This window comes from Microbacterium sp., assembly GCF_051953575.1.
Lineage (GTDB): Bacteria > Actinomycetota > Actinomycetes > Actinomycetales > Microbacteriaceae > Microbacterium.
Map to the genome: position 1 here is coordinate 19,796 of NZ_JBQCIP010000316.1, position 24,475 is coordinate 44,270.

A 24,475-nucleotide genomic window follows, 5' to 3' on the forward strand; every position below is an offset into this window, starting at 1 on the left:
TTCCTCCACCAGCGCCGTCTTTCGAAGAGGAAGTGCCGTTTTCGCAGGCATCCACGGTAAGCTCGCCCCAGGCTTACGGTGTAAGCGGTTGTTCGCGGTCCAGCCCCCTTCTGCATCGCCTGCTCGAAAGGCCCCCATGTTCGCTCGTTCCGCCTGCGCATCGTGACGCCCGGCTCGCAAGCGGCGTCGGCGACAGAGCCGGTGGACGTGCTCCGCCGGAACAATGTGACGGTCTCGGGCGATCCTTCCGGCCCTGTCGTGATGTTCGCCCACGGCTTCGGGTGCAGTCAAGAGACGTGGAACCTCGTCGTGCCGCATTTCGAGGCCGACCACGCGATCGTGCTGTTCGACCACGTCGGCTCCGGACGCTCCGACCTGTCGGCATACGACCGCGGCAAGTACGGCGCCCTCGGCGGTTACGCCCGTGATGTGGAGGAGATCCTCGACGCACTCGGCGCGCAGGATGTCGTCTTCGTCGGGCACTCGGTCAGCACGATGATCGGCGTTCTGGCGGCCAACCGCAATCCGCAACGCTACCGCGCGCTGGTGCTCGTGAGCCCTTCGCCGCGGTACATCAACGACGAGGACTACGTCGGGGGGTTCGAGCCGGCCGACATCGACGCGCTCCTGGACTCGCTCGACGCCAACTACCTGGGCTGGTCGCGCGACACGGCACCGGTCATCATGGGCACTCCCGGGCGGCCGATGCTCGACGAACGGCTGACCGACGGGTTCTGCAGCGTCGACCCCGAGATCGCGCGCCACTTCGCCCGGGTGACCTTCACGTCCGACAACCGGAAGGATCTCGACCAGGTGGCAGTCCCGACGCTGGTGCTGCAGTCCCGGGACGATGCGATCGCACCGATCGAGGTCGGCCGGTACGTGCACGCCGCGATCACCGGAAGCAGCTTCGAGCTGATGGAGACCACCGGCCACGTCGCCATCCTCTCCGCGCCCGACGATGTCTCCTCGCGTGTCAGGCGGTTCCTCGCATGATGGCCGTGGGGGAGGAGAGCTGGTTCCAGCTGGCGCCGTGCGGTCTGATCGCCACAGCGGACGACAGCACCATCGTCGACGCGAACGACACGTTCCTCCGGTGGTCGGGATACGGCCGCGCGGAACTGCTCGGACGGTCCTTCGTCACGCTGCTGGACCCGGGCAGCCGGCTGTTCTTCGAGACCCGTCAGCGTCAGGTGCTCCATCTGCGCGGCGCGGTGGACGAGGTCGCGCTGACACTGCGGCGCGCCGACGGGACCGAACTGCCCGTGCTGCTGAACGCGTCCCGCGACCAGCAGGGCGTGGTCCGCTTCGCGATCTTCAACGCCACCGAACGCGTGCGGTACGAACGGGACCTTCTCGCCGCACGGCGAGCCGCCGAGCAGTCCGAGCAGCGGGTGCGGGTGCTGCAGGAGGTGTCGACGATGTTCGGCGTCAGCGCGACGGACGAAGAGGTCGCGCAGTCCTTCGCCGGCGTGGCACGCGAGGCGTTCTCGGCCCGCGAGACGGCCGTGCTGCTGACGCAGGACGACGGCCAGCTGCTGCTCATGGGCGGCACCAACCCCCTGGAGGGCAAGGTGACCCCGGTTCCCGAGCTGCGCGAGACGGCGGAGGTCGCCGTGGTGCACGACGACGACGTCGTGTTCGCCGAACTGAGCGCCGCGATGCGGGATCACGGCATCGCCTCGCTGAGCGTGACGCCGCTGATCGCGGACGGCGAGCGGCTCGGCGTCCTCGTGTGCTTCTTCGCCGGTCACACCGAAGCAGACGACCACTTCTCCGACCTTCAGCAGGCGCTGGGGCGGCAGGCCTCGCAGACGCTGGTGCGCGTGCGCCTGCAGCGGCGGCTGGCGCTCCTCGCGCTGCACGATCAGCTCACCGGCGTGGCGAACCGGCAGCTGCTCCAGGTGTCGCTCGACGACGCGCTCACCCTTGCGGCCGGATCGCTCGAGCCCCTGGCCGTCCTGTTCCTCGACATCGACGACTTCAAGGGCGTCAACGACGCCTTCGGCCATGCGGCGGGTGACAGCGTCCTCGTGGAACTCGCGTCCCGCCTGCACAGCGGTGTGCGTGCCGGCGACATCGTGGGCCGGATGGGCGGCGACGAGTTCGTCGCCCTCTGCCCGGGCGCCGACGCGGCAGCCGCCGAGGCGATCGCGCAGCGGATCCTCGAGGTGTGCCGGGAGCCGATCGCCGTTCCCGACGGTGTCGTCACCGCCTCGGTGAGCGTCGGCATCTCACTCTTCCGGCCGGGGTTCGACCCGCAGCCCACCGCACAGCAGCTGCTCGTCCGAGCCGACGCGGCCATGTACGACGCCAAGCGTGCCGGCAAGGACCGGTCGCAGCTCAGCGTCGCCTAGCCGCGCGGGTCGGAGCAGTCGCCGCACACGGCGGCTGCATTCGTCAAGCCCCCTCTCACGGGGACCGGATGCCGCCATCCTGAATTCGGGATGGCGTTCTGGGCGCCACGTGACCAGGGGGTGCGCGATGGTGATCGGAGTGTCTGAACCGGCAGAGCAAGCTCGGAACCACAGCGAGCTGGTCTGGTTGGGAGACGGGGGATGGGTCGCGTGCGACCCGCGCCTGGACGAGCACGATCCTCGCCGCGTCCTGGCGTATCTCGAATACAAGGACTCGGTGGTGTACGTCCTCTCGGTACGCGACCACCTGGGAGTGGTCGAGTTCCACTCGCTCCCAGACGCGCTCGCCGCCGTGGACGCCCTCCTGGACGGCACGCCTGGGGAGGCCGGTCTGCGCCCCGCGGCTCGCCTGAGGTGACGCGGCACACCGGCCACCGAACCGTGTCCGTAAGCACTTGGTGAGCGTGCGGATAGGGCGATGCCCCTGGAGGGACTCGAACACGACTGAGCATAATGCTCAATCAGACCTGTACCTGCAGAAACCGCGGAATTTCGCGGATTCTTGAGGAGTAGGACGACATTCAGCGACCGCTGAGAGCGGGTTGCGGCAAACCGTTTGCGGTCAAAATGCGGGCAAAAATCCCCGGAAAACCGCCGATCTCGGGCGCCCGAGGGGAGGGCTCGGCGAGCGTCGAAATCGGGCGGCGGGGCGACGCAGATCACGTGAGCATATTGCTAAATATCAATGGCGATATTGAGCTCCTGCTGAGCATTGTGCTCTTGGACAGGATCTGCCGTCGGTCGCCTATAGTGGGCGCCAAGCGCCAACGGTTACGGGTCGAAGATGGAGGCGGGCGCGCCAGGTTCCCAAGAGGCGGATCACAGCTTGAGGAACTTCGCGGCGCTGACACGGTGGAATGAGGTGTTGGTGACTTCCAACCGAAGATGGCCGGCGGAGCCTGCACCGAATGAGTAGGAGCCGAGGCTCACCCACGTTCCGCCGTTGATCGCTTGATTGACGGACACCGTCGTGTCGCCACTCGCGTGATGCACGACGTAAGAGGCAGCCGTCGTCGAGGCCGAGTTGGCGGGGTACCAGACGAAGACTTCGTACGAGCCGCTCGTGGGCAGGTCCGGAGTCCATCGAACAGACCCTCCGGTCACACCGGGTGCGCTGTAGCGGGAGATCGTCTTCTCGAACCCGGGTAGCCCGCTGGAGATCCACCGTCCTAGCTCGAAGTAGCCCGGGTAGGGGGTATCGGCCGTGATGACCGTGGCAAGCGGATGATCGACCTGCACACTCACGGAGGATGCGGTGCCGCCGCTCGGCGTCGCCGTCAGCGCATACGTCGTGTCGGGGGTGAGACCGAGGCCGGCGGTCGCCACCACCGTGATTTCGTTCTCGGATCGGGCGGAGACCGTGGGTGTCGCACTGGCCGACGCGAGGCTCCAACCGGACGGTGCGGCGAACGCGATCGCCTTGCTCAGAGACACGGGCCCACGGTTGAGTACGGCGACCGTGATCGTGGTGGACTCCCCGGGCTTCACCCGAGATGGACTTGCAGAGACCGCGGTCAAGATGATCGGTTGCAGTACTTCGATCGTCGTGGCGGTGAGCCCGGCGGAGCCGCCGGTCCAGGTCGCGGCTCCCGAGATCTGTGCATTGCCGATCGTTGCGGCTGCGGAGGCCGTGACGTCGAATGTCCAATCGATCGATCCACCCGCTGGGAGGGTCGTCGGCCCGGAAGCGTTGGTAACGGTCCAGCCGGTGGGCACCGTGAGTGCAAGGGCGACGCCGGTGCGAGCCGTTGCGCTTGTTGAGCGGACCCGGGCCCGGACCTGGAACGTATCGCCGGGCGTGGTGCTGCCGGGGGCGGCGATCTCTCCGGAGTAAGTCTGGCCTGCTGGCGTGACGGAGGTGATGGAAGGTGGGAGTCGGAGGGTTCGTTGCGGGGACGACGTGGTCGCCGTGTTCACCTGATACGTGAACGAGTCCGTGAGGCTGGTGAGGGGAATCGTCCACTCGTACGGGTAGGGCTTAGCGGGCGTGGTCTGGCTCGGTCCGCCGTTGATCGAAAACGTCATTGTTGCGGCATCCTGCGAATCTGTCTGCACGTACGCATCCATGCCGACGCGGTCCGGGCGGACGATGAGCAGTGCCTTGGTCATGCCGAGGGGACCTGACGGATCCGCGTCGTCGAGCGTGTAGCTCACTGCGGAGCGGTCGATGGCGGTAGGGGTCCAGTGCCAGGGTGCAGGAACCCCGGCGCCGCGGACGACGATCGATCGCAGGCCGCCGGCAGGGATGGTGATTGTGATCGCACCCGACGTCACTGTCGTCGGCGTGCGCGTCCCGCTCTCGTCGATGACTTCGGCGTTGTAGCTCGCGGACGCGCTGATGGCCGTCAGCGCCGCGTCGAACGAGATCGTCGTCGTCACCGAAGAGGCTGACATGTTCGCAAGGGCAACGTAGAAGTCGGTGTCACTGACGCCGGTGACCCAGTTGATCTGGGGGTGGTCGACCTCGATGATTCCTTCGGGGAGATGTGGCCACACGCCGGTCTCGCCGTAGAAGGTGCCGGGTTCCGCGCCGTAGAGGCGGACTCGGAAGTACACGAATGTGCTCTCGAAGTAACCGGGGAACGAGATCTCCCCGCCCGAGCGGACGTATGCCTCGGAGAGCAGGTAATCGATCGCGAGCTCGATCTGACCAGGGATGTGGTGGTAGTAGATCGCCGACAGGGCGGCCGGGCCGGTGAGTGCGTAGTCTGGCGCGCTCGGCCGGGCGATGTACTGCTTGTTGTAGTAGCCGGGGTAGTTGGTGAAGCGGCCGACGACCATGTTCCTCGCCATGTCACGAAGGAAGTCGTCCTCGGTGTGGTGCGCGAGGCGCAGCAGTGCCGGAGCCCACATGGGGTTGAGAACGTAGCCGCCTCCGCCATCGCTGGTGCTGTCGCCGAGCTTGAACGTGACGAGCTGCTCGAAGGTGAGGCCCGAGTTCGAGACCACCCATTTCGGCACCGTCTCGGTCGCCACGGTCGAGTGGGGATAGGAAGGGTCGGCTGCGGCGCCCCACGCATCGATGTGCTCGAGATTGGGTGCCCCGGGAGGCACCGAAATGGTGCCGCTCGGTACGGGACGGACCGTGGTCTGGGTGATGAATCGCTTGACTTCGGTGTACGCCGCGTCGAGAAGGTCCTGCTCACCCGTCGCCTCGAAGAGCGCGAACATCTCGAGCCAGGTCTTCGAGTAATTGAAGGCGAACTGGAGCTCCGTCACGTTGGTGGTGTACGGGGTGTTGATCTGATCACGCGCGTATCGCCGCGCGATGGTCGTTGCTTCGGCGAGGCGGGCGGGGTCCCCGCTCAAGGCCCACGCCTGCATGGCGGTGCTCCACGGGCTGCGGTAGTCGGGCTGGTAGGTGGGCCGGGTAACGATGAGATCCTTCGCCGCCCGATGGAGGCCACCGCTCTGCCCCTTCGTGAGTTGCCACATCGGAACGAGGACGCTCGCGTCATGGACGTAGCTGCCGAGCGCGTGCGTGTAGATGCTGGTGTCGCCGTAGATCGGTGAGCCTGGAACAGGGGTTGACCCGACGGCACGGCGCGAGATCTGATACTCCAGCATCGGCCGGGCGCGCTTGTCGTAGAAGCTCAGATCGGCGGCGGTGCCGGTGAGGTAGAACGCCGAGAGCAGGGCTCCGGCGGTAGCGGCACGCACCGACAGGTTGTTCTCCAGGTCGATGAAGCCCTTCGCGCGGCTCCACCAGCCCGAGTACGACGGCACATACGTGGTGCTGTCATCGCCTGCCGGGTCGATCGCAGCGAGCGACATCATGTTGTGGATCGCGGCGGTCAACGACGTGTCGTAGACGTTCTCGCGATATGCGCTCAGCTGGTACTGATCCCGGCAGAGGGAGATGTATGTGTCGTACAGGCTGCCCGTTGCGGCGGCCACGCCGAACGCGTACGCGACCGACGTGTTGGCGCTCATCGCCGACCGCAGACCGGCCTGGGGTGCGTAAACCACAGGCTGTACGCTGCCCGTGTCATTGCGCAGGCTCATCCCGAACGGCTGGCGGTCGCTGCCCAGAGCCCGGTCGTGCTCGAACGCCAGCACGTCACCCGGAATGTAGACGCCGACAGTGACCTGCTGACCGGCGATGGTGCGTTCGGTCAGCGCCATCGGCGCGAAGAGCTCCCAGGCGCCGAGCGATGTGGTGCTCTTGATCGTGCGAGCGTGCTGGAGCGCTCCGCACAGAACCTCGTCTACGTCGGACTCGTCGACGATCGGGTGCGACTGGTATCCGACGATGTAGTGCTGCGTCTGCAGCGCGGTCAGTTCGTACTGCACCTCGACGTAGTCGCCGTCGAGCACCCAGCGGGCCACGAGGGAATACTCGGTGCCGTCCGTCGAGGTCAATTCGACAACTGACGAAGAGACTTGGCTGATCGTCTGCATGGCGACCCAGTGCGGCGCAGCGGCCGCATAGTAGTAGTCGGGGGATGCCGCGTCCGCGCTGGTGAGGACGACCCATTGCTCGTCGAACCGCTCGTCGATCCCTGACACGGTCAGCCAGCTCGAACCCGTCCAGGTCTCGAGGTCGCGCACGTAGGCGGCACCGCCGTCCCATGTCGCCGAGTAGAACGTGACGCGATGTCGCGGGCCCGTGAGTTGTGCGACCTGGTCGAACGTCAGGTCAGGCTTCTCCAGCCGGCGAAGCGCATCGCTCGCGACGAACGGGTCATCCTCGGTGAGAGCACGAGCCGGCTGGGTGCTCCCACCGAGGACGTGTGGAAGAACGCCGGTGGCGATCATCATGCCGATCATGGTGCGGCGCGTGAAGTGCGGGCCGCCCGTACCGCGATGCTGAGCCTCATTGGTCATAATGTAGATTGAACATGCTTACTACAAGATGTCAACCCTTAAGACGTGTCTCGAATGCGAGAATTGGGCGACCGTGGGGGCGTGTGTGCCCCTAGGGATCGCCCGGGCTGTGCTTTCAGTGTCGGCTGAGCAGGGCAAGCGATAGGTGCATCCAATGGTTCGCGAGCAGCCGATGACCCGTCGCGGTGAGGTGGACGCCGTCGGTGGTGAGTGCATCCGTTCCGTACTTCCCGGCGTCGTCACTCAACAGCTCCTGCAGGGGGAGAAATCTCGCCCCGAACTCCGAGGCGAGTGCGCGGACCACGCCGCGCTTCGGGTTCAGATCGCTGAACCACGCCTGCTGGTCGTCGCTCACGGGGAGGAGGAACGGCTCGCAGAGAACGAGGGCGGGGCTTCCGCTGGCGACCGCTTGCGTGAGTAGCGTGCGGTAGGTGGTCTCGAAGTCGGTGGCGTCAGTTGGGTCGTCGTCGCTGAAGCGGCGCCACACGTCGTTGATTCCGATCAAGATGCTGAGAACGTCGGGTGAGACGGCCTCGATATCGGGGAGCCAGCGCTCTCGAAGATCGCGCGTCCGCGTGCCGGCGATTCCGGTGTTGATGATCGACCACGCCGGAGCGGCGGACTTCAGCTGGTCGGCGATGAGCGCGACGTATCCGTGTCCTAACGGGGGAGAGCTGTCGCGGCGACCGGAGTCGGTGATGCTGTCGCCAGTGAATACGAGGTTGTGCGCCATGAATCCATTCCTAATGTGATGAGCAGAACCACATTGTAGGTATAGAATGCAAGGAGAACTGGGCTCACCGTCCAGACAGTGATAGACAAGACCGACAATGCTCCGATGCATCACGCGGAGCTCCAGAGATCCGCAGGAGGTCGCATGGCAACGGTGGCTGCGAGCAAGGAAGCTGCGACCGGCACGCAGAGCGTCGAGCGGGCCCTGGCGGTGCTGTCCTCGTTCTCGCAGGAGCGACCGCAATTGCGCATCTCGGAGATTGTCGAGATGACGGGGTTGGGCCAGTCGACTGTCTCGCGTCTGGTTGGTGCGATGCTCGGACTTGGATTCATCAGCGTAGACGAACGGTCCGGTCTGTACACGGCAGGGCCCCAAGTGGTCACGCTGGCAGCGGTGGCGCTCAACCAGTCGCCGGCCCATCAGGCCGGCCGGCAGGTGGCGCAGTCGCTCGCCTGCGAGCTCGGTCTCGGTGTGAATCTTGCGGAACGTCGCGGCACCAGGCTGTTCTACCTCGCACACTTCGAGGGGTCGGAGGCTCCCCGCTCCGCGACCATGATCGGTCAGGGCGGTCCGCTGCACGCGACAGGGCTGGGGAAGGCCCTGCTGTCCGATCTGCCGGATGCAGGTCTTCGAGAGCTGTTGGGGCCGGGGCCGCTGCCCGCCTACACGGTGAACACGATCACCGATGTGGCCAGCCTCTCAGCCGAGCTCGCGACGGTGCGCACCCGAGGCTATGCGGTCGAGAATGAAGAGCTGGCGCTGAGACGCGCATGCGTGGCGGCGCCGATCCGCGACCGCTCGGGGTCAGTGGTCGCGGCGCTCTCGATATCGGGGCCCATGTCGGCAATTCGGCTCCCCGAGCGGGCAGAATCCCTCGCCATGCGCGCTATCGAACGCGCTGACCAGATCTCATCCGACCTGGGATTCATTGCATCACGTTCCTGATCGGGGTGGGTTGCTAGGGCGGAGTCGCTCTGCGAGATCCTGGCGAAGGAAGCTCACCGGAGACGTGATGCTCAGACCGGCGTCCACCGGCAAGACCACTCCGGTGATGCCGCTCGCCGACGGCGACGCGAGGAACCCGATCGCCGCCGCAACTTCGTCGGTCGTCACTGCCGTACCCCGCGGGTAGCCTGCGCCGGCACCGGGCACTCGTCCGTCGTCGATCAGCCCCGGCGCGACAGCGTTCACGCGTATTCCTCGACTTGCCTGGTCAAGCGCAACCTGCCGAACGAGTGCGTCGACAGCCCCTTTCGACGCTGCATAGGCGGCGACACCGGGCGCAGCGAGCGTGGCGTTGACCGATGAGACCGCCACGATGCTGCCACCGGGTGGCATCTGCGTCACCGCGGCGCGAGTCACGTTGAAGAATGTCGCGAACGAACCGCGCATCGCCGCGTCAAGGTCAGCGTCGGTCGCATCCTCGATGCGCCCCACCGGCATCCGACCGGCGATGCACACCACGGCGTAAAGCGGGCCGACCAGATCGGTCGCCCGATCCACGACCTGCTCTGCAACGCTTCCCAGGCTGAGATCTGCGGTGAGGTGCGTCGGCCCAGGCGACGGGGGAGTGTCGAGCGAAGTCTCGACGACCGCGAAGCCCATTCCAGTGAGTGTTGTGGTGACCGCCCGTCCGAGAGAGGACGTTGCGCCGGTGACCAACGCGCCGGGTGGCGTCATGATGTCACGGCGACCGACGAGCGGCCGATGCTGAGGCGATCGAGCACCGGCTCGAGGAGCGCGCGGCTGAAGGACGGGAGGGGCGTGGCGGGGGAGCGAACGGCCGCGCAGTCGATGATTCCGCGCGCCATGAGGACCTCCTTGTGCACGGCCCAGCCTAGGCCCGGCTGCAGGCCCCACACGATCAAGGGCATCAAGGCCGCGAATCCGTCCCTCGCGGCGTCGTTGCGACCCGCCTGCCAATCGTCGAACACCGGGACGAGGAGGTCGGTGAACTCGCACGCGGGCATCGTGCCGATCGCGCCGGATGCGAGTTCCTCGAGCATGAACTGTGCATTCTGCCCACCCAGCAGCTGGACTCCGCCTCCGTGCAGGAGCCGCTCGAGCGTCTGGATCTTGGGGGCGGTGGGCGGCGCCTCTACCTTGATCGACCGGATCGCGTCGAAGGATGCGCATTGCGCGAGCGTCGCAACGTCCATCACGACCCCGGTCGCACCCGGCGCATCCTGAATCATCACGTCCACTTCAACGGCCCGCGCATCCGCGGCGAGATCGCCGAAGAAGTCGACGATCTGCGCCGCAGAAGGCTTGATGAGATGCGGTGGCATGACCATGACGACGTCTGCTCCCCCTGACGCAGCCTCGTCCAGCCGCTCGCGCGCGGAAGGGAGCGAGGTCGGTGTGATCCCGGCGATAACGGGTGTGCCGTGGTCGCTGGCGACCGCAACCGTTTCGCCAAGGATCCGTTCCCGCTCCGTAGTGGAGAGAGCAAACGCCTCGCTGGCCAGCCCAAAGACAGCCAGGGCGGTCGCGCCAGCCGCGATTTCCCATTCGACCAGGCGTCGCAGGCTCACGTAGTCGACGCTTCCATCCTCATTGAAGGGGGTCGCGAGCACCGGTACGACGCCTGCTAGATGATGTGTGCTCATGTGGTCCTCCTCGACCCATATTCGGTTCATGACCGCCACAGCTTGCGAACGATCTCCATATTGTAGATACTCTAACCATAGTTCAGCATGAGAAGCTGACCTACGACAGCAACCAATGAAGGAGTTGTCCATGCCCAACAGCACAAGAGGGGCGCGACGCGCGCTTGCCGTCGCGCTCGTCGCGGGGGGAGCGTTCTCGCTGAGCGCATGTTCGCTCGTCGGCGCGCCGTCACCGCAGACATCTGAGGGAGGCGGCGAGGTGACGCTGGCGATCGTGCCCGACCCGACGGGAGCCAGCGACCTCTACCGCGAGCAGATGGACCGCTGCGAGGACGAGAACCCAGGCCTCAAGGTCAACATCATCGAGAACCCAGCGGACCAGCAGCTGAACGCGGTCGAGCTCATGTTCCAGCAGGGCGACGGTCCCGACGTGTTCCAAGCCCAGGGCCAGGCGGCTCTCGACCGGTTCTACCAGAAGGGATGGGTTGCGCCTCTCACCGACTACGCGGACGAGGACTTCATCGCCGCGTTCCCCGAAGGCACGCTATCCGATCCGGTCCTCTCTGGCCTGTATCGCGATGATGAGCTGGTCAGCATTCCGCTGACGTGGGGCGGTTGGTCCTACGTGTCAGTCCTTCTGTACAACAAGGACGTTCTTTCAGCCTCGGGCTTCGATGGCCCGCCGGAGACCTGGAGCGATCTCGACGAGATCGCCCGCAAGGTCAGCGCAGATAACGCCGGCACGACTTACGGGTTCGCCCCCACGACGGGCACGGCGTCCGTGATCAACTACACGGTCCCCACGGGCGCGCCGGCGACGATCGTCACGAATGGGCTTGACCTGACGACCGGGGAGGCGAACGTTTCCGACGAAGACTTCGTCGGTTTCGTCGACACCCTGACCGCGATGCAGGCTGATGGCGTGCTCGAACCCGGCTGGGAGAGCTGGGACGGGACGAAGGGCTTCCAGGAGATGGCGGCCGGTCGTCTCGCAATGTACGTCACCGCACCCTGGCACGTTGCGCAGATCCGGCAACTGAACCCCGACCTCGACTTGGGCATTGCCGCGCCCCCGGTACCCGACTCCGGTCGTCAGGCGTACAACGCGCAGCTGTCGACGTTCAATCCGCATTGGAGCATGTCCAGCGAGAGCAAGAACCCTGACGGCGCGTGGCAGGTGATGGCGTGCCTCGGTTCTGAGGAGTTCCAGTCCGCGTACTACGAGAAGTTCGGCACGTTGACCGCGATCGAAAGCGCGTGGCGTGGCAAGACGACGGAAGATCAGACTGCCATCGTCGATATCGCCGATGAGACGGTGCGTTCCACTCCGAACCCGGCGCTGCTGAGCGAGGGTGGGGCCGCGATCTTCAACGCGCTGGCGGGTCAGACGGGGCTCAACCCCGTGGCCGCTGCCGCGGCGGCCATCATTCAGAATCAGCCGTTCGGTCCGATTGCCGCCTCGCTGGACGAACAGATCAACACCGCTGTCGACCAGGTCGAGGGAGCTTCGCGCGACGACATCACGTTCCCCGACTGGGATCCCCTCGAGAATTACGGCGGCTAGAACGTGGTGACAGGTTCCACCACTGCTGGGCGCCCGACCGTGTCGGTCGGGCGCCCAGCAGGACGGCGCTCACGACGGCGTCGACTCCCGTCCGGCAGCTGGCAGGGGTACCTGCTTCTGCTCCCCTTGGCGCTACTGTTCGGCGGGTTCACCGTATGGCCGATCGTCGCGAGCTATGTCTATGCGTTCTTCGACTGGGACGGCATCGGTCCGCTCACCGACTGGGTCGGGCTCGGCAACTTCCAAGAGGTGCTTCAGGACCCCGCGTTCTGGAACGCGTTCTGGCACTCGCTGGCCTTCTCCGCCGCAGCTTTGTTCATCGAAGCTCCGCTTGCGCTCTTGCTGGCCATCCTCCTCGACAGCGCGTTCCTGCGCGGACGCAATGTCTACCGTCTCGCCTTCTTCCTGCCCGTCGTGGCGACGACAGCGGTCGTCGGGATCGTGATCGCGGTGCTGCTCGATCCCGCGAGCGGGGTCGTCAACCAGCTGCTCACTTCGCTCGGTCTGCCGCGGATCAACTTCCTCGGCTCTCCCTCCAGTGCACTCCCGACCGTCATCGCGGCCGATATCTGGAAGGGCTTCGGCATCACCCTCATCTACTGGCTCGCCGCGTTGCAGACGGTGCCACCCGAGCTCGGGGAGGCGGCGCGACTGGACGGCGCCAACGGGCGGCAGCAGCTGTTCTACGTCAAGCTTCCGGTCCTCGCGCCGATGGCCATCGTCGTGCTGCTCCTGGTGTTCCAGCGCAGCCTGAACACGTTCGACATCGTGCAGGTGATGACGGAAGGCGGGCCCGTCTTCTCCACCGACGTCGTACCGACCTACATCTACCGCATCGCGTTCAACCCCGAGATCACCGCGTCCCGCTATGGCTTCGCCTCGGCGGCCGGCGTCGTGTTCGGGCTCCTCACACTGATCATGGCGGCCGGCCAGGCACTCACCATCCGGCTCCGACGCAAGAGGGAATTGTCATGACCGCACTTCTGGATCGGCCGCAGACCTCGCCGGCATCGCCTACCCCTCCGTCGGCACCACCGAAACGTCGATCGCGTCGACGGTGGCGCATTCAGCTGTGGCACGTGCTGTTGCTGCCGCTTGCGTTCGCCTGGGTGTATCCGTTCCTCTGGATGGTCTCCGCGGGATTCAAGACCCAGAACGACATGTACCGCAACGGTGCCAGCCTCATCCCCGAAGAGTTCACGCTCGACAACTTCGTCCGAGCCTGGACCGTGGGGCGATTCGGCGAGTACACCTGGAACACGGTCGTCTTCTCCATCACCGTGGTCGTCCTGGTCGTGCTGGTCGCCGCCCCCGCAGGCTGGGCGCTGAGCCGCCCGACGCTCAAGGGACGCAAGGTAATCCTCGTCGTGCTCGCCGTCTCGATGTTCATCCCGAGCGGGTACACCATCATCCCGACCTTCGTTCTGGTGAACTGGCTCGGACTGGGCAATGGACTGCTCGGAGCAGCACTCGCGCAGGCCGGGCCGTCGTTGGTCGTTCCCGTGCTGTTGTACGTCGGCTTCTTCTCCCAGATCCCGAAGGAACTGACTGAGGCAGCCCAGGTCGACGGAGCGGGCTACTTCCGGACCTTCTTCTCCGTCGTCCTGCCTCTGGCGAAGCCGGTCACGGGCACCGTTGTGCTGCTGAACTTCGTCTTCGCCTGGAACGCGTTCTTCATCCCGCTGATCTTCACGCTCGGCAATCCGATGCTGCGAACGCTGGGCGTCGGGATGTACGGGTTCTTCGGAACCAATACGTCCGATTGGACCGGGTTGGCCGCGGCGGCGACGATCAGCGTGCTTCCCGTGGTCGTGGTGTTCCTCTTCCTCCAGCGTTACTTCATCGAAGGAATCGCGGGTGCGGTCAAGAGCTGAGCCTGTGCGCGGCCCCGTGCTCCGGCAGGCGGAGTCGCCACGCTGGGACGCTCGCGGAGATCGCCTGCTCTGGGTCGACATGGGCGCCGGCGACTTGTACATCGGCCACTTCTCCGCCGGCGAGATCGCAGTCGAACGCAAAGTACACGTCGGAGAGTCGGTCGGGTTCGCAGCCCCCTTGCAGAACTACGGTGACGGATGGATCTGCGCGAGAGAACGCGGCATCGTCCATGTCTCCGAGGCCGGGCACGTGCGCGTGCTTCAGGAGGAGATCGCGGATGCCGGCACACAGTTCAACGACGGGGCCTGCGACCTCAGCGGGACGCTGTGGGCAGGCACACAGAGCCACTCACGCGTCCCCGATGCAGCCCTCTTCACCGTGGAGTCGGATCTCGCCGTCCGGAAGCGCCTGGAGCAGGTCACCGTCTCCAACGGGCTCGGCTTCACTCCGGACGGCACTCGCATGTACTACATCGACACGCTGCCGCGCCGTGCCTTGGAGGTGTTCGATGTGGAAAATGGCGAACTGATCAATCGGCGTACGCTCGCGCGTGTCGAAGGCGGCAACCCGGACGGACTAGCGGTCGACAACGAGAACGGCGTGTGGGTCGCCGTCTGGGATGCCGGTGAAGTACGCCACTTCGACGCCCAGGGGAGTCTCACACGTGTCGTCGACGTCGCCGCCACGCGCCCGACGGCGGTGTGTCTGGCCGGGAACACGCTCGTCATCTCGACCGCACGGCTCGGCCTGGAACGACCGACCCCGTTGGATGGCGGATTCTTCGCGATCGATGTCGACGTCCCGGGCACGCCCGCGCAGCCCTGGCGTGCCGATCCGCAGCAGCTGGCGCTCCTGAGGAGCACCGATGCCGGTTGATGCGGGCCACGAGACCCCAGCGATCCTCGCGCTCGGCGAGACGATGGCGGCCGTTGTGCCCTTCGCCGGTGATACCGCCGCCACCGCGGTCGGCTTCGTGGTGGAGCCGGCCGGCGCCGAATCGAACGTCGCGTCCACTGCCGCGCAGCTCGGAGTACGGGCGGCCTGGGCCAGCCGAGTCGGTGACGACGCCTTCGGCGAACGTCTCCGGCGATCTGTGGCGGCGCGCAGTGTCGACGTCTCGCGGGTGATCACCGATCCTGCCCGCCCCACCGGTGTGATGGTGAAAGACCCGCAACCCCAGGGGTCGGCTGTGACCTACTATCGTCGCGGGTCTGCCGCCGCGGCCATGTCGATCTCAGACGCCGACGCCATGTTCGCCGGGGTGGGCGACGAGACCCTGGTCCACCTCTCGGGTGTGACTCCGGCGTTGTCCGCATCGTGCGCGGCCCTCGTCCAGTGGCTGCTGCAGTCTCGCTCCTACGGCGGCCTGCGCAGCTTCGACGTGAACTTCCGGCCCCGGCTCTGGAGCGCTCGGGCCGCCGCTTCCGAGATGGCGCGCCTCGCGCGCGCAAGTGACATCTGCTTCGTCGGCCTCGACGAAGCAGAGCCGCTGTGGGGAACAGCGACGCCCGACGCCGTGCATCGGCTCCTCTCCGACGTGCCACAGCTCGTCGTCAAGGACGGGGCACGCGGGGTGACCGTGTACGCCACAGGCCAGCGGCTCTTCGTGCCGTCGCTGCAGGTGGACGTGGTCGAGCCCGTCGGCGCTGGCGATGCATTCGCGGGCGGCTACCTTGCGGCAATTGTGAAAGGCGCCGATCCTCGCACTGCGGCGCGCGTCGGTCACCTCGCTGCGGCTCGGGTGCTTCTGACGTTCGCCGACGTCGTGGCGCAACCTCCGATCGAAGAGCTGTGGCACCTGTCAGTGCTGGCCGACGAGGAATGGGCCGAGTACGCGCAACGTCCCGCATCGGTTGGAGAACGCGATGATTGACCTCCGATCCGAACTCCGAGACAGCCCGTTAATGCTCATCCTTCGCGGGATCGAACCGGGCCGGGCGCTAGCGATCGCGCGCAGAGCGTGGACAGCGGGCGTCGGTCTCGTGGAAGTGCCCCTGCAGAGCGAGCAGGATGCCGAGGTGCTGGAGATGCTCGTGCAGGCGAGCGCAGACCTTGGGCGGGCAGTCGGTGCGGGCACCGTCGTGACGACGGACATCGCAGCACGCGCACGCCACGCAGGCGCTCAATTCACCGTCGCCCCTGGCGTCGATCTCGACGTGCTCGAAGCCTCGCATCGGTGGGGCATGGCGCATCTGCCGGGTGTGGGGTCGGGATCGGACATTCAACAGGCTGTACGGCTGGGATGCTCGATCGTGAAAGTCTTTCCGGCCGCGGCGCTCGGGGCCTCGTGGGTCCGCGCGATGCGCGGACCGTTTCCCGACATCGGCATGGTGGCGACCGGCGGCATGTCGTCGCAGAACGCACGCGCCTTCCTCGACGCCGGTGCCGACGCCGTCGCCGTCGGCTCGGCGCTGGAGGACCCGGAAGAACTGGTGACCCTCACCGAGTTGCTCTCACTTCGATCTCGACCCGAAACAGGACGGAACATCCGATGAACCAGACCGACGAACTCAACCTGCATCCGCGGCTCGGCGCGCCGATCATCGTCGACCGGGTCGAGACCTTTCTGATCAGGCTGACATCGGACGGCGAGCCAACGCTGCGGGAACCGACGCTGCGCACCATCTTCGACCGCGGCACTCTCTACTCCGATCTTGTGGAGACCCTCCTGGTGCGTATTCAGTCACGGGACGGGGCAGTGGGTTGGGGTGAGGCTCTGGCGCCGGTCGGAGCACGGGCCGTTGCCGGTGCCATCAACGATGGCGTCGCTTCGCTGGTGATCGGACAGGACGCGGGGCGGATACGCGCCAACCTGGCGCGTATGCAGGAGTCGATGCGTGAACGAGGTCACCTCGGCGGTCTGTATGCGGACGCGATCGCCGCCATCGACATCGCACTGTGGGATCTCGTCGGCCAGACGCATGGACTGTCCGTCTCGGCCATGCTCGGAGGCGCCTTTCGCGACCGGATTCCCACGTATGTCAGCAGCATCGCAGGAGAAGACGACGACGAGCGCGTCGACACGATCAGTGCCCTTGCGGAGGACGGCGCGCATAGCTTCAAGCTGCACCTCGGGCATGGGGTCGCTGCCGACCTGGCCTCGTTCGAGCGACTGTCCAGCGCGGCTCCCGGGTGCCGGTTCGCGGTCGACGTCCATGGCGTCTACACGCTGCCTGAGGCGCACTCGCTGGCAGGCGGCCTGGCTGAGCGAGGAGCCTGGTTCCTCGAGTCGGCACTGCCCCCGGACGCGATGGATGATTTCGCGCGACTGTCCTCACGGTCGTCGTTGCCGATCGCCGCCGGCGAGGCATTCCGGAACAGATTCGAGGTAGCATCCTGGCTGTCTCGTGATGCGCTCTCCATTTACCAGCCCGACACCGGACGCACCGGGATCACCGAAGCGGCGAACATCGCCGTCATGACGAGTGCATCGGGCCGCCAGCTGATGCCTCACCATTCGATCGCGCTGGCACCGGCTCTGGCTGCGGGGATCCATGTCGCGGCGACGGCGCAGCTGATGCCGGCCTTCGAGTACCAGATCGCGGCGGTGCGCAATGCGAACTCGCTCATCACCGCACCTCTTGACGTCTCGCCTGCTGAGGCCGTCGTGCCGGACGGCCCTGGTCTCGGGATCGAGCTGCGCGAGGATGCGATCCGCGACATCGCGATCAGCGGCTGAGAAGCGCTCACCCGCTGGTCGCGTACTCCACGGCATACATCTCGAACACATCCAGGTCGCCGGCATCCACGTGCACCCATCCATCCGACTCGCGCCATTGCATGGCCGTGTCGTCGCTGAGCCGGGTGACGGCGATCGCCTGTGTGTCGCCGGGCGTCCGCACCTCGAAGCGGAGGGGGAGCGCCATGGCCGGTTCCTCTGTGCGGTACGCCAGCGCATTGACGACGAGGCGTCGTCGATCCGGCTGCGCGAAAATGGTCAGCCAGATGTCGGGATGTCCGGTCGCCCGAAGGCGGCGATCGTCGCCCAGCAGATGCTCGACAAGCGCGATGAACGCCCGAGTCTCCGCCTGGGATCCGCCCCGCTCGATCGGTGCCACCGAATAGATCGACCGTCCAGCGCCGAACGCGTGCGCCGTCACCGCCGCATCGTCGAGTTCTGTCCACGGCGGGGAGGAATGGATGCTCGCGAAGTCGTGACCGTGGAGGCTTCCCGATGAAGGGTAGGCGTAGGGCAGAGTGAGCGTCGCGTAGACGGCGGTGTCCGCATCAGCCGAAACTCGAGGCAGGCCCAAGGCGGCGTCGGCGTATCCGCTGCCCACCCATCCAGGACGGAACCCATGTCCGAGGTGATGTTCGGGAGCGACCTGCTCGGCCAGAATCGGGTCCCGCGGGGTCAGGTAGAAGCCGTCGCCGTTCTCGGTGCCCCGCAGCGTGACGCCGAACACATCCCCCAATAGAAGATGATCCGCGCCGCCGCTGACGGTGTCGATCAGTGAGGTGCGACCGCTCGCGTAGACCGCCCCGCCCGCGGCGACGAAGGAGCGAACGGCGTCGCGCTCCGCGGCATCCATCCGGATCACATCGGGCAGTACGAGAACTCGAAAGTCCGCGAGGTCGCCGAGCAGCGAGCTGCGGGTGAGGACGGTGAACGGGATGTGCGCTCGCTGGAGAGCCGCTGATGCAGCCGTCACAGCGCGTAGGTGGGGGATATCGCTCTTGCGAGTGGGATCTTCGTGTGCTGTCGCCAGCGTCGTCGCCGCGGAGGCTCCGGAATCGGACGGAAGGACGCTCGCGTCATCCGAGTAGTAGATGGCGACATCGGCAAGGGGTTCGCCGCCGAGCTGCGGCTCCCACCGCTGGATCTCGTCGAATACCCGTCCTACGCGTTCGTAGACTCCGGGGTTCACGCTGCCACGTGGGTCGATCGCGTCGATGAAGAGGAAGGCGCCGTTGTGCATGATGGTCGCGAGGGCCTCGGTCATCATGTGCTGTTCGCTCTTGAGTTCCACGTGGTTCGCGAGATCCGGGGTACGGGTGGTCATGAATTCCGCCGGCTGCGTCCCGCCCAGATGCTGGAACAGCTTCGACACCACGAGCTGCTCGTCGCGGCCCCCATAGATGTCGCCGGCTGCGAAGCTGTCGAGGTTGCTGGCGTCGGTGCGCAGCCCGGCGTACCAGCCGTGCGTGGCCGCGCCGAAGTTGTGCGTGAGCGCGATTGCGGGCCGCACCTCGCGGGCCGCCGCGTAAAGCTCGGCGATGAACTCCTCGAGCCACCGCTCGCGAGCGGACTGGAATGCGGCCCACTCGGGAGACCGCCAGTCGATGTCTTGTGGGATGTCGACGCCGCGTTCGTCGCGATACCGGGCCTCGCAGGAGGGGCAGATGCATACGGCGTTCCAGAACGTCATATCGAGCCAGAGGGCGTCGAAATCGTAGCGGGCGAGCAGAGCCGTTATCTGGGTGCGTTCATACTGACGGTAGTCGGGATTGCTCGGGCAGGCGGTGCCGTAACGCGGGCCGTGCCAGGGCATGTCCACGCCCACGCGTCGTGAGATGGGGACGATCGACCAGTCGGGGTGGTTCTCGATCGCCCAGTTGTCGAAGATCGTCGTGTGGTAGGCGGCCGGCGCGATGCCGCGCCGGCGCAGCGCGTCGAGCATCTCTCCGACGAGATCGCGTTGCGCGGCGGCGGGGTGCACACCCCCCACGGGGGTAGGCCAGTAGCTCAGACCGAGGTGCGACTTGCAGTAGAAGAGGACCCCGTCGACGTTCGCGCGCGCATACAGGTCGGCCAAGTCCGAGGGTTCATAGGCTGAGAGGAAGGATGGATCCCAGTCGGGGATGTGCATATCGAGCAGCATGCGGCGCCGGGTGCGCTCGTAGCGGGGTGAAGTCATTTCGCGTTCTCTCCTGTGCGGGGCTGTCCTTCGGTGTTGCCCGCCTCGGACTGCCTCTCGCCGCTGTCGTTCTCACGGGTTGCGCCACGGAATATCCGAAGCGACTGACCGAGGCCCTGCGCGAGCGCGGGCAGTCGAGACGTGCCGAAGATGAGGACGATGACCGCCACGATGATGAGTGCGTGCCAGCCGTTGATGTTCTGCCACATGTCACTTGCCCGAATCGGTGGGGTTGAGCCGGCCGATCGGCTCTTCCGAGAGCTCGCGGTTGCCTGGGCCGAAGTGCTTGAGGATGACGAGATCGTCTGTCGATGATCTGTTCGTGATCGTCACTCCGCTGGAGAGTGCTGCCTCGGTGACGAAGAACTCGTCGTTGGAGAGTTGCCCGTAGCGGATGCTGGAGACGGCGCTCAACTGGTGTCCGCCGACGGTTCCATACCCCGAGACCGCGATGAGTCCGTGCGGATCCCGATCGTCGACGGTGACGGACCCTCCCGGAGCGACGGTGAGCTCCTTGGCGCTGAACGCGGGTGAGCGGTAGGTGATCCAGCGCTCGACGTACGCGCGGCCGCCGTCGGCGGCGCTGGCGGTCGTCTCGACCGGAGGAGTGAACCGGTGACTCCAGAACTCGGGATCGATGTTCTGGTCCCAGTCGATGAGTTCGACGACGAAATCGAGATCGCCGACGCGATCGGCAGGAACGTCCTTCCACAGCAGCTCGTCCGGCACCTCGCGGTTGTTCGACCAGGACTCGGTCATCGCGAACACGTCGCAGGCTGCTTGCGGCTCGTAGGTGCAGACGCTCGCCGGGGCGTGGAGGATGCCGGCGGGAACGTCCCACCCCGTACCGAGCGTGATGCGGTACGCCTTCGACAGCTCGGTGATCCGGTTGTCGCCTCCGCGGAGGAACTGCTCGAGCCGGGAACGAACCTGCTCACGCGTTACCTCCGGGTGCAACCCGAAGAACGTGTACGGGAACTGGCCACCGTGATCGTTCATCTGCGGTGGGAAGTAATAGGCCTCCGGTTTGCCCGGCTTGCCGACCAGGGCTGCATGTTCGTCCCGGTGGTGGATGTGGAAGGGAAGCGGCCATTCGTTGTCGAAGAACTTGGCGTACATCGGCCATGTCCCGTGAGTTGCGAAGTGACTTCCGACAGCGTCGTCTCTGAAGTACGCGATGAACTCGTCGAACGGCAGCACCTTTCCTTCGGGGTCGACGACGAGGCTCAAGCCCTCGAACTCATCCGTAAGCGGCCCGTTCTCAGCGCGGATGGCGCTCGCGAGCCAACGCTCATCGATTCCTCCGCGGTCCTTGCCGAGAGGGAAGTAGTCGTCGGGATGCAGCCGCAGTCTGCGGCCCGGGCTGCAGAACGCCCGCGGCACCCATGTGGGAGCGAGCCGGAGAACTCCACGACCGTGCTCCATGGCACGTTCGAAGGCTCCCTCGGAAGTCGACAGTCCGCTGTACGGGCCCGCCTCGGTCATAGCGCTCCTTCGCGACGTCAGGTATGCGATACGTGCACTCATGTATCTGTATCGCAGTATGAACATGAGTAATCTACATTATGAGGATGTACATCACAAAGAGGGTCTCGACCGCTGGCTGCGCCGTTGCTGCAGGATGTCGTACGCCGTGGCTCGTTGGCGGGGTGCAACCACGCAGCGGCTCGCGGCCCCTGCTCGCGTGTAGCAGGTGTGGTGAACGTCGACGCCCAGGCGTGACGAGCAGAACGGCGCCACCATGCCGAGCCGGCAGAGGCAGGTACGCAAAGACGCCGAGCCCTAGGATGCGCGAGCTGTCGCTCGCGCTGGCGCGTGAGGCGTAATCAAGCCACCGGCAAGTACTGGGGGCCCGGAGTCTCAAGTGAAGCCGAGGTGCCAAAGCGAAGCCGTTGTCGGGCCGCTCAGAGTCCGATCGACGGACCTCCGGGCTGAGCCGGCCCGGGTTGAGGCGCCGCTGGGTCAAGTGGCCTGCCCGGGTTGTATGGGTCGACCGCCGGCGCCCGCCGGGGTTCCTGAATGCGGACTTCTGGAGCCAGCCCCGAGTCGCGTGCGCGGCTCATGAGGCGGGTCGCGGTGCTCTGGCTGATCTGGAGAGTGTCGGCGACGAGCTTCAGCGGCGGAAAGCTGATCGCTGTCGCGACGCGATAGACGGAGATCGCGGCGTGGAGGGACTCCACGGGCTCGCGCTCCTTCTGCGCCAGTACGCGACTGAGGTAATCGCGCACCGGGATGCGGTCGACCTTGTCGCCGTCCTCAGTGCCGACGTCGACGGTGACAGCATCGAGAGCTGACATCGTCATGATCCAGTGCGTTCGCACTTCGCGGAGCACCTGGCTGGTGATGTCGACGCCCTCTGCTTCGCGCTCGAGGGCGGCGAAGACGACGGCGGTGCGTCCGAGCGTGGCATCCCACTCCACGCGGACAGTGATCGTGCCGGGCACATCCTGCTCACCCGACACACGCGCGCGCCAGGACTTCGGAAGCGTCACTCCGCTGCCGAGATCAACCCGTTCGTCGCTGAAGTCATACGCCTCGACGTCTGCCATGAAGCCCACTATTCCAGGTTTGCGCCGATTCGCGAAGAAGACTGTCGATCTTGGCTCAGGCGTGGTACTTTGCGACGAAGTAAGACTGACACTGCTGGCTCACAGGAAGGAAGGGCAATGAACCGGTCACAAGATTCCCTAGCTCTGACGATGAAGGATGCCGCGAAGCTCGTCGGCGTCGACTACCGCACGATCAAGCTCGGCATCGACGCCGGGACCATCCCCACGGTCCAACTCGGCCCGCGCCGGATGATCCCCCGCGTGCCGCTCCTACGGGCCTTCGGCGTCGACGCCTGATCGCGCGCGACGGGCGGTGTGGCCTAACAGCCAAGCAGCGGGCAGGCACGGCGCGATTACCAAGCGCGCGGCGAGCGGGAGGCAATCCCTCGTCGGCCTTTGCTCAAGGCGCCGATTCCACTCGATTGGCCGCGCACTACGCGCTGGGAAAGGCGCAGGCAATTTGCGTGTGGATTAGGTCGACGTCGATGAGCTGCGGCGGCGCGTCTGCCATGCGCTGGACCAGCAGACGCGGCCGCAGAACGTGAACACCATCGACGCTGAAGGAGCCGCCGATCAGTGGGCCAGTCGGCTTCGAGAAAGCACAGCACGCCGGTGATTGGAGGCGCCGCTTCTCCGAGCGCCGCAGTCACTCGTCCGATCTGGGACTGCACACCTTGGACTAGATTGGTGCCGTCTCGTCCGCCGATACGCAGAGACTCGACACGCGGCTGGATGATGCCGTCTTCCACCCGCAGCGCGGGACGCTTACCCGCATACTGCCTCGAACCCAGCGGCAGCGGGCAACCGGTGGACGCGGGCGGCGAATGCCAGACTCGCAACGGCCGCGCGGATGTGACCGTGTGCGAGTCCATCCTTTGTCGACGAGGAGCGAAGGCGGCGCCCGCAGAGCGCAATCGGACCGGTAGGTGGGCTTGCGGTGACCTGAGCGACCACACGTCGTCGGCGACTAAATGTGGAGGACACGATAACGGCCTACCGGAGGAGCGACGGTGACATCAGTAGCTGACCTCGCGCTACCAGTTTTCGATGCGGTCGATCCAGAACTCTCGGAGAAGCGTGGGGTCACCCACATCGAAGGCCCGCAGCGCCCCTGTATACACCTCAAAACGCGGCGTATCGCGTTCGACGCTGAGCTCGACGGGAGGCAAGTCGAACCGCTGAATCAACTCCGTGAGAAATGCTCGGGTGGCTCGCCCATTGAAGTCGGCGAATGGGTGGATTGAGAGGATCGACCCCTCGGCGAAGGCAAGGACCTCGATCTGACGCTCGAGGTCAGCGCCGCACCACTCCACTTGAGCCGAGAGATTCATCGAGAACTCTCGTATGAGCACTTGCACCTTCCACCAGGGAGGTGGAAGGTGCTTGCCCACCGCTACGTCAACCTCGCGCCACTGGCCCGCGATCTCGGGGACGATGCCGACCAGGATCCGCTCGTGGAAGGACCTAAGGAGGTCGTCGTCCAGACTCTTCGCGCTGAACTCGCCGGCGGCGATATCGTCGAGCAACCCAAGCAACTCCTCGGCGACGATGTCCGCGACCTCCGCATAGCTGAGAAGGCCTCTAGTCGTCTCGAGGAATCGCGTCAGGCTGCTTGCTGGTGCTTCGTCTTCCATGCAGACGAGACCGGCTCACCCTCCATCGCCATGCTTGCAACAACGCGACGAACTGTTACCGCGGAACGGGCATGGCGCTTGGCAGCAGGGCTCATGGCACGCCAAGTATCCACTTTGCTGACTAGAACTTTGGGCATCGCGAATCACCTGCGTTCGTACTGAGACTGTTGCTCAGTCGGCTGACACGTATTGCTGGGGTTATTGCCCCCTGCATTGCTGCTGCTGAGTCTACCCGTACTACCGCAAACTTCGCTGAGCGTCGTCGACACTGAGACCACTGGAGTCAACCACCGAGCACGCCGGTCTGCGGGACGCTCATGGCGCGTATGCCTTGATCAGAGGCTGGGTGCCGCCGGAAGCTCCGCGTGGCGCGGTGCCATAATCCCTCGATGTCGGCTTCCGCTACGGC

21 protein-coding genes are annotated in these 24,475 nt (G+C 65.8%); 12 read left to right on the forward strand and 9 right to left on the reverse strand.

The window, feature by feature from the left end; genetic code table 11:
- Positions 1-207 precede the first annotated feature (207 nt).
- The 3 genes from ACTHNQ_RS20300 (at position 208) to ACTHNQ_RS20310 (ending at position 2,775) form a co-directional block, all read left to right on the forward strand.
- Positions 208-996 (forward strand): alpha/beta fold hydrolase, encoded by a 789-nt coding sequence (locus tag ACTHNQ_RS20300; RefSeq protein ID WP_440335728.1) that lies wholly within the window; start codon positions 208-210, stop codon positions 994-996.
- Complete coding sequence (locus ACTHNQ_RS20305) at positions 993-2,357, forward strand: diguanylate cyclase (protein WP_440335729.1); 1,365 nt, start codon at positions 993-995, stop codon at positions 2,355-2,357. Before ACTHNQ_RS20300 ends, ACTHNQ_RS20305 begins: the two co-directional genes overlap by 4 nt.
- Positions 2,358-2,544: 187 nt before the next feature.
- Positions 2,545-2,775 (forward strand): hypothetical protein, encoded by a 231-nt coding sequence (locus ACTHNQ_RS20310; RefSeq protein WP_440335730.1) that lies wholly within the window; start codon positions 2,545-2,547, stop codon positions 2,773-2,775.
- A 461-nt stretch (positions 2,776-3,236) separates the two neighbouring features.
- On the opposite strand, the gene ACTHNQ_RS20315 is transcribed toward ACTHNQ_RS20310, so the two are convergent.
- Both ACTHNQ_RS20315 and ACTHNQ_RS20320 read right to left on the reverse strand, forming a co-directional pair.
- Complete coding sequence (locus ACTHNQ_RS20315; protein ID WP_440335731.1) at positions 3,237-7,244, reverse strand: golvesin C-terminal-like domain-containing protein; 4,008 nt, start codon at positions 7,242-7,244, stop codon at positions 3,237-3,239.
- Between the two features lie 115 nt (positions 7,245-7,359).
- Positions 7,360-7,977, reverse strand: a complete 618-nt coding sequence (locus tag ACTHNQ_RS20320; protein ID WP_440335732.1) for an SGNH/GDSL hydrolase family protein — start codon at positions 7,975-7,977, stop codon at positions 7,360-7,362.
- Positions 7,978-8,121: 144 nt separating this feature from the next.
- Here ACTHNQ_RS20320 and ACTHNQ_RS20325 point away from each other — a divergent pair, with 144 nt between their 5' ends.
- Complete coding sequence (locus ACTHNQ_RS20325) at positions 8,122-8,922, forward strand: IclR family transcriptional regulator (RefSeq protein ID WP_440335733.1); 801 nt, start codon at positions 8,122-8,124, stop codon at positions 8,920-8,922.
- Here the strand turns inward: ACTHNQ_RS20325 and ACTHNQ_RS20330 are convergent.
- Positions 8,911-9,657, reverse strand: coding sequence for an SDR family NAD(P)-dependent oxidoreductase (locus ACTHNQ_RS20330; protein WP_440335734.1), 747 nt, complete (start codon positions 9,655-9,657; stop codon positions 8,911-8,913). The genes ACTHNQ_RS20325 and ACTHNQ_RS20330 overlap by 12 nt on opposite strands.
- The gene (locus ACTHNQ_RS20335; RefSeq protein ID WP_440335735.1) at positions 9,654-10,586 is read right to left on the reverse strand and encodes a dihydrodipicolinate synthase family protein; all 933 of its coding nucleotides are present in this window, start codon (positions 10,584-10,586) and stop codon (positions 9,654-9,656) included. Before ACTHNQ_RS20335 ends, ACTHNQ_RS20330 begins: the two co-directional genes overlap by 4 nt.
- Before the next feature lie 130 nt (positions 10,587-10,716).
- Here ACTHNQ_RS20335 and ACTHNQ_RS20340 point away from each other — a divergent pair, with 130 nt between their 5' ends.
- The 7 genes from ACTHNQ_RS20340 to ACTHNQ_RS20370 all read left to right on the forward strand — a co-directional run bounded on the left by ACTHNQ_RS20340 (position 10,717) and on the right by ACTHNQ_RS20370 (position 17,704).
- A complete protein-coding gene (locus ACTHNQ_RS20340; protein WP_440335736.1) occupies positions 10,717-12,150 on the forward strand; it encodes an ABC transporter substrate-binding protein in 1,434 nt (477 codons plus the stop codon).
- A 126-nt stretch (positions 12,151-12,276) separates the two neighbouring features.
- Positions 12,277-13,125, forward strand: coding sequence for a carbohydrate ABC transporter permease (locus ACTHNQ_RS20345; RefSeq protein WP_440335737.1), 849 nt, complete (start codon positions 12,277-12,279; stop codon positions 13,123-13,125).
- A gap of 104 nt (positions 13,126-13,229) precedes the next feature.
- A complete protein-coding gene (locus ACTHNQ_RS20350; protein ID WP_440335738.1) occupies positions 13,230-14,024 on the forward strand; it encodes a carbohydrate ABC transporter permease in 795 nt (264 codons plus the stop codon).
- Positions 14,008-14,901 (forward strand): SMP-30/gluconolactonase/LRE family protein, encoded by an 894-nt coding sequence (locus ACTHNQ_RS20355; RefSeq protein WP_440335739.1) that lies wholly within the window; start codon positions 14,008-14,010, stop codon positions 14,899-14,901. Before ACTHNQ_RS20350 ends, ACTHNQ_RS20355 begins: the two co-directional genes overlap by 17 nt.
- Positions 14,891-15,898 carry a sugar kinase gene (locus ACTHNQ_RS20360; RefSeq protein WP_440335740.1) on the forward strand — a complete coding sequence of 336 codons (1,008 nt, stop codon included), beginning with the start codon at positions 14,891-14,893 and terminating at the stop codon, positions 15,896-15,898. Before ACTHNQ_RS20355 ends, ACTHNQ_RS20360 begins: the two co-directional genes overlap by 11 nt.
- On the forward strand, positions 15,891-16,520 hold the full coding sequence (locus tag ACTHNQ_RS20365) for a bifunctional 4-hydroxy-2-oxoglutarate aldolase/2-dehydro-3-deoxy-phosphogluconate aldolase (RefSeq protein WP_440335741.1): 630 nt from the start codon (positions 15,891-15,893) through the stop codon (positions 16,518-16,520). The genes ACTHNQ_RS20360 and ACTHNQ_RS20365 overlap by 8 nt, the downstream gene beginning before the upstream one ends.
- Positions 16,517-17,704, forward strand: a complete 1,188-nt coding sequence (locus tag ACTHNQ_RS20370) for a mandelate racemase/muconate lactonizing enzyme family protein (RefSeq protein ID WP_440335742.1) — start codon at positions 16,517-16,519, stop codon at positions 17,702-17,704. Before ACTHNQ_RS20365 ends, ACTHNQ_RS20370 begins: the two co-directional genes overlap by 4 nt.
- A gap of 7 nt (positions 17,705-17,711) precedes the next feature.
- Here ACTHNQ_RS20370 and ACTHNQ_RS20375 read toward each other — a convergent pair whose 3' ends face one another.
- The 4 genes from ACTHNQ_RS20375 to ACTHNQ_RS20390 all read right to left on the reverse strand — a co-directional run bounded on the left by ACTHNQ_RS20375 (position 17,712) and on the right by ACTHNQ_RS20390 (position 22,432).
- Positions 17,712-19,883, reverse strand: a complete 2,172-nt coding sequence (locus tag ACTHNQ_RS20375; RefSeq protein WP_440335743.1) for an alpha-L-fucosidase — start codon at positions 19,881-19,883, stop codon at positions 17,712-17,714.
- Positions 19,880-20,092: a twin-arginine translocase TatA/TatE family subunit gene (locus ACTHNQ_RS20380; RefSeq protein ID WP_440335744.1), complete on the reverse strand. Its 213-nt coding sequence runs from the start codon at positions 20,090-20,092 to the stop codon at positions 19,880-19,882. Before ACTHNQ_RS20380 ends, ACTHNQ_RS20375 begins: the two co-directional genes overlap by 4 nt.
- A 1-nt stretch (position 20,093) precedes the next feature.
- Positions 20,094-21,368: a hypothetical protein gene (locus ACTHNQ_RS20385; protein ID WP_440335745.1), complete on the reverse strand. Its 1,275-nt coding sequence runs from the start codon at positions 21,366-21,368 to the stop codon at positions 20,094-20,096.
- A 419-nt stretch (positions 21,369-21,787) separates the two neighbouring features.
- Entirely contained in the window at positions 21,788-22,432 is a 645-nt protein-coding gene (locus ACTHNQ_RS20390; RefSeq protein WP_440335746.1) for a hypothetical protein, read from the reverse strand.
- A 117-nt stretch (positions 22,433-22,549) separates the two neighbouring features.
- Here ACTHNQ_RS20390 and ACTHNQ_RS20395 point away from each other — a divergent pair, with 117 nt between their 5' ends.
- Complete coding sequence (locus ACTHNQ_RS20395; protein WP_440335747.1) at positions 22,550-22,729, forward strand: helix-turn-helix domain-containing protein; 180 nt, start codon at positions 22,550-22,552, stop codon at positions 22,727-22,729.
- Between the two features lie 737 nt (positions 22,730-23,466).
- Here the strand turns inward: ACTHNQ_RS20395 and ACTHNQ_RS20400 are convergent.
- The gene (locus ACTHNQ_RS20400) at positions 23,467-24,066 is read right to left on the reverse strand and encodes a Fic family protein (protein WP_440335748.1); all 600 of its coding nucleotides are present in this window, start codon (positions 24,064-24,066) and stop codon (positions 23,467-23,469) included.
- Between the last annotated feature and the right edge of the window lie 409 nt (positions 24,067-24,475).

What these genes read in the sequence shown, in the direction of transcription:
- ACTHNQ_RS20305 (WP_440335729.1), top strand. Translation starts at nt 993, where the DNA reads ATGATGGCCGTGGGGGAGGAGAGCTGGTTCCAGCTGGCGCCGTGCGGT.
- ACTHNQ_RS20315 (WP_440335731.1), bottom strand. Translation starts at nt 7,244, where the DNA reads ATGACCAATGAGGCTCAGCATCGCGGTACGGGCGGCCCGCACTTCACG.
- ACTHNQ_RS20320 (WP_440335732.1), bottom strand. Translation starts at nt 7,977, where the DNA reads ATGGCGCACAACCTCGTATTCACTGGCGACAGCATCACCGACTCCGGT.
- ACTHNQ_RS20325 (WP_440335733.1), top strand. Translation starts at nt 8,122, where the DNA reads ATGGCAACGGTGGCTGCGAGCAAGGAAGCTGCGACCGGCACGCAGAGC.
- ACTHNQ_RS20330 (WP_440335734.1), bottom strand. Translation starts at nt 9,657, where the DNA reads ATGACGCCACCCGGCGCGTTGGTCACCGGCGCAACGTCCTCTCTCGGA.
- ACTHNQ_RS20335 (WP_440335735.1), bottom strand. Translation starts at nt 10,586, where the DNA reads ATGAGCACACATCATCTAGCAGGCGTCGTACCGGTGCTCGCGACCCCC.
- ACTHNQ_RS20340 (WP_440335736.1), top strand. Translation starts at nt 10,717, where the DNA reads ATGCCCAACAGCACAAGAGGGGCGCGACGCGCGCTTGCCGTCGCGCTC.
- ACTHNQ_RS20360 (WP_440335740.1), top strand. Translation starts at nt 14,891, where the DNA reads ATGCCGGTTGATGCGGGCCACGAGACCCCAGCGATCCTCGCGCTCGGC.
- ACTHNQ_RS20365 (WP_440335741.1), top strand. Translation starts at nt 15,891, where the DNA reads ATGATTGACCTCCGATCCGAACTCCGAGACAGCCCGTTAATGCTCATC.
- ACTHNQ_RS20370 (WP_440335742.1), top strand. Translation starts at nt 16,517, where the DNA reads ATGAACCAGACCGACGAACTCAACCTGCATCCGCGGCTCGGCGCGCCG.
- ACTHNQ_RS20375 (WP_440335743.1), bottom strand. Translation starts at nt 19,883, where the DNA reads ATGACTTCACCCCGCTACGAGCGCACCCGGCGCCGCATGCTGCTCGAT.
- ACTHNQ_RS20380 (WP_440335744.1), bottom strand. Translation starts at nt 20,092, where the DNA reads ATGTGGCAGAACATCAACGGCTGGCACGCACTCATCATCGTGGCGGTC.
- ACTHNQ_RS20385 (WP_440335745.1), bottom strand. Translation starts at nt 21,368, where the DNA reads ATGACCGAGGCGGGCCCGTACAGCGGACTGTCGACTTCCGAGGGAGCC.
- ACTHNQ_RS20390 (WP_440335746.1), bottom strand. Translation starts at nt 22,432, where the DNA reads ATGGCAGACGTCGAGGCGTATGACTTCAGCGACGAACGGGTTGATCTC.
- ACTHNQ_RS20395 (WP_440335747.1), top strand. Translation starts at nt 22,550, where the DNA reads ATGAACCGGTCACAAGATTCCCTAGCTCTGACGATGAAGGATGCCGCG.
- ACTHNQ_RS20400 (WP_440335748.1), bottom strand. Translation starts at nt 24,066, where the DNA reads ATGGAAGACGAAGCACCAGCAAGCAGCCTGACGCGATTCCTCGAGACG.